This is a genomic window from Pseudomonas sp. R62, assembly GCF_000257605.1.
GTDB lineage: Bacteria > Pseudomonadota > Gammaproteobacteria > Pseudomonadales > Pseudomonadaceae > Aquipseudomonas > Aquipseudomonas atacamensis.
The window spans coordinates 1-1,471 of sequence record NZ_AHZM01000860.1; the positions used below are offsets into that span (position 1 = coordinate 1).

A 1,471-nucleotide genomic window follows, 5' to 3' on the forward strand; every position below is an offset into this window, starting at 1 on the left:
GAACCAGGACGCAGAGTTTCTGCGCCAGCTGCGTGACGGCGCCTGCGAGTCATTCAGTGTGGTGTTGAGTCCGGACTACAATGCCGCTCATCGCAATCACTTTCATGTCGATGTCGGGCGCTGGAGCGTGTGTCGCTGAGGATCAGGCGGCGAGGCGCAGGTTCTGCAGAACGATCGGGCGAGCCCAGCCATTATCGAAGTCCAGGGCTTTCTGTTGCTCGACGATTTCTTCCGGCGGGAACGGCGGGTAAGGCTTCTGCAGCAAGTCCAGGTCGAACTCGGCAATCGGCAGGTACAGCGGACGTTTCTGCGGAGCAGGGCCTGGCTCCGGCAGTGGCTGGCCATTGTTGATCACAATCGGGCGTACCCAACTGCTGTCGAAATCCTGTTGCTCTTGCTGGGCTTTAAGTTCTTCTGGCGGGAACGGTGGGAACGGCTTGTCCAGCAGCTCCATTTCGAACTCGGCGATCGGCAGGAACAGTGGCTCTGGCGGGCGAACCTGGGTTTCGACCACGTCGCACTCACGCTGGCTGACGATGTGCGCGTGCAACTCGCTGCCAACGGTTGGTTCTTCCGGGCTGTTCAGGTCAACCGGTGGAAACGTGCCACAGGCAGGCACCACTTCACTCGTCTGTTCGGCCAGGGCCTGGGCAAAGAAATCCTGCCACAGGTGACTGACGCCGCTCAGTGCTTGAGTGTTATGACGGCTGAAGTCGCCATGGGGCGAAACGTAGCCAATCGATGTGGGAAGAATGCCTGACATTTTTTTCGGTTGACGCTCAGCTCTGGCAAAATGCGCGTTGAATGGTTTATCGGCGGTTTTTGTCGATCCTTAACTTTTTTGAGCGTTTTTTCATGATCGAGTCACCCGCGGCCTGCCGCATCCATGTCCAGGCCCTCGCCCCGACGTTTCAAGCGCAAGCCGAGCACTGGGCCGAACGTCTCGGCTTGCCGCTCGGCGAGGCCGACGGTGAGTTCGCCTTGCAGGTCGGCGAGCAGGGTTTGCAGTTGCAGCAGCTTGGCCCGGATGCGCCTGGACCGGTGCGGGTCGACTTCGTCGAAGGCGGCGCGGCGCATCGTCGTTTGTATGGCGGCGGCAGCGGGCAGATGATTGCTAAAGCGGTCGGCATCGCCCAAGGCGTGCGCCCGCGCGTCCTAGATGCCACGGCGGGGCTGGGCAAGGACGCGTTTGTGCTGGCCAGTCTCGGTTGTGAAATGAGCCTGATCGAGCGCCAGCCGCTGATCGGCGCACTGCTTGAGGATGGCTTGGCGCGGGCGGCGGAAGATTTCGATGTAGCGCCAATCGTTGCGCGGATGAAACTGCTCAAGGGAAACTCCATCGAAGTGATGCGCAGTTGGGAAGGGGAACCGCCGCAGGTGATCTACCTCGACCCGATGTTCCCGCATCGCGAGAAAACCGCGCTGGTGAAAAAAGAGATGCGCCTGTTCCGCCCGCTGGTGGGCGATGACC

Annotated in this window: 3 protein-coding genes; 2 read left to right on the plus strand and 1 reads right to left on the minus strand. The window is 60.8% G+C overall.

Annotated features, from left to right (window positions below):
• A partial coding sequence (locus OQK_RS00640; protein ID WP_038860131.1) for an extensin family protein occupies positions 1-139 on the plus strand: 139 nt, incomplete at its 5' end.
• A 3-nt stretch (positions 140-142) separates the two neighbouring features.
• Here OQK_RS00640 and OQK_RS00645 read toward each other — a convergent pair.
• Entirely contained in the window at positions 143-763 is a 621-nt protein-coding gene (locus OQK_RS00645; protein WP_016770666.1) for a hypothetical protein, read from the minus strand.
• 92 nt (positions 764-855) lie between these two features.
• Here OQK_RS00645 and OQK_RS00650 point away from each other — a divergent pair.
• On the plus strand, positions 856-1,471 hold a 616-nt coding region (locus tag OQK_RS00650), incomplete at its 3' end, for a class I SAM-dependent methyltransferase (protein WP_038860132.1).